The sequence below is a fragment of the Bacillus sp. GMs2/2 genome, assembly GCF_050172095.1.
GTDB classification, from domain to species: Bacteria; Bacillota; Bacilli; order Bacillales; family Bacillaceae_G; genus Bacillus_A; species Bacillus_A cereus.
The window spans coordinates 1-1,808 of the sequence record NZ_JBNLYE010000595.1; the positions used below are offsets into that span (position 1 = coordinate 1).

A 1,808-nucleotide genomic window follows, 5' to 3' on the forward strand; every position below is an offset into this window, starting at 1 on the left:
CTCCAAAACATTTAAAGAAGGATTAGCATGTCCTCTTTCAATTTGGCTAATTAGTGATGTACTAATCCCTGCATAATCAGCGAATTCACGAATTGTCATATTATTTTTCTTACGATAACTTAATACTGTTTGTCCAAGCCTATCATGTATCATAGTAAAACTTCCTTTCGTCCATCATAATGCATATTTCATTGTCTTTGTGCTGACATACTAAACAAAGGCAAATAATCCTTTCCTATTATCTCCGGGACTTATATACTTACTTGTGTACATTATATCGCATTAAGTTTATTATAATAAACATTCTATCGGAGGGACAAACTTTGAAATCACCTATTCTTTCATATTTCATCTTATTTTTTGGTGTATTCGCCTTATCAACTTCAGCAATTTTTGTAAAATTGGCAGATGCTCCTGCGACAATCATTGCTTTTTACCGATTATTCTTTGCCACACTGATCCTGTTACCGTTATTACTATTTAATAAAAATAGTCGAAATGAGCTAAAAACTTTAACGAAAAAACAATGGACATTCGGATTCACATCTGGGCTATTTTTAGCTGCACATTATGTACTATGGTTTGAATCATTACAATATACTTCTGTAGCAAGCTCTACAGTTATCGTAACGTTACAACCTTTGTTCTCAATGATTGGTGGTTATTTTTTATTTAAGGAGAGATTTACGAAAGGAGCGGTTATTGGTTGCCTCATCGCTATTTCAGGTAGTATCATCATTGGCTGGCAAGATTTCAAAATTAGTGGAGAAGCTTTATATGGAGATATTTTAGCATTTATCGCTGCCGGTATCATTACTGCTTATTTTTTCATTAGCCAACACGTTCGTAAAGATTTGTCACTTATACCCTATTCGGTAATTAGTTATGGAAGTAGTGCTGGCTTTCTTAGCATATTTGCTTTCATGCAACAAGAATCTTTCATCCATTACTCTACACAAACTTGGTTGTGCTTTATTGGATTAGCTTTCATTGCTACAATTTTAGGACAAACCATTTTTAATTGGTTATTAAAATGGATGAGTGCTACTGTAATTTCAATGAGTATTTTAGGTGAAACAATTGGCACTTGTATGCTAGCGTACTTTATATTACATGAGACTATTTCTTTACAACAAGGACTAGGAATTACTGTTATTTTTATTGGTTTAGTATTATTTTTATTACAGCCAAATTCTAATGAAAAAGCATGACAGTATACTGTCATGCTTTTAACTATTCATTATGTACAATTAAACCATTCGGTCTAAAACGACTCATCATAATTTCATTAATAAACTTTCCGTGAGCTTTCAAATTCCCTATCTTTACTCCCTCTTCTACAAATCCAAATTTTTCATATAAAGCTTTTGCTTTTGGATTCGTTTCTAACACACCTAGTTCTACTCTCTCTAACATTAACCAATTATCAGCCAGATCAAGCATCTTCATAAGAAGTGCTTTCCCAATTCCTTTATTATGATATTCACTGTCTACCCCAATGAATAAATCGCCTGAATGAGATCTTCGGCCCGGACTTTGTGTTAAACCTACAAATCCAACAACTTCTCCATCATATTCTGCAACAAATTCAAATTGATTTGGTGCTAAATTTCGAATTCTATTTTCCATAGCTTCTACACGCATGCTAGGTAAGAAAACCATATACGGTAAAACGTCATCCTGTATACATATACGATGAATTGCTCTAGCATCTTGTATTTCTACTGCTCTAACGTTGATCCCCATCTTTCTCTCCTCCGTATAAATAACAATATATTTGTTTGTGTGTATTCTAGAAACGTGTATGA

General features: G+C 33.2%; 2 protein-coding genes and 1 pseudogene. 1 reads left to right on the plus strand and 2 read right to left on the minus strand.

Annotated elements, in window-relative coordinates; all coding sequences use genetic code 11:
• Positions 1-185 (minus strand): annotated as a pseudogene (locus tag ACQGS6_RS27730) (helix-turn-helix domain-containing protein); the annotation flags it as partial.
• Between the two features lie 138 nt (positions 186-323).
• Here ACQGS6_RS27730 and ACQGS6_RS27735 point away from each other — a divergent pair.
• A complete protein-coding gene (locus ACQGS6_RS27735; RefSeq protein ID WP_000841812.1) occupies positions 324-1,211 on the plus strand; it encodes a DMT family transporter in 888 nt (295 codons plus the stop codon).
• A gap of 22 nt (positions 1,212-1,233) precedes the next feature.
• On the opposite strand, the gene ACQGS6_RS27740 is transcribed toward ACQGS6_RS27735, so the two are convergent.
• Positions 1,234-1,746: a GNAT family N-acetyltransferase gene (locus tag ACQGS6_RS27740; protein ID WP_000512617.1), complete on the minus strand. Its 513-nt coding sequence runs from the start codon at positions 1,744-1,746 to the stop codon at positions 1,234-1,236.
• Between the last annotated feature and the right edge of the window lie 62 nt (positions 1,747-1,808).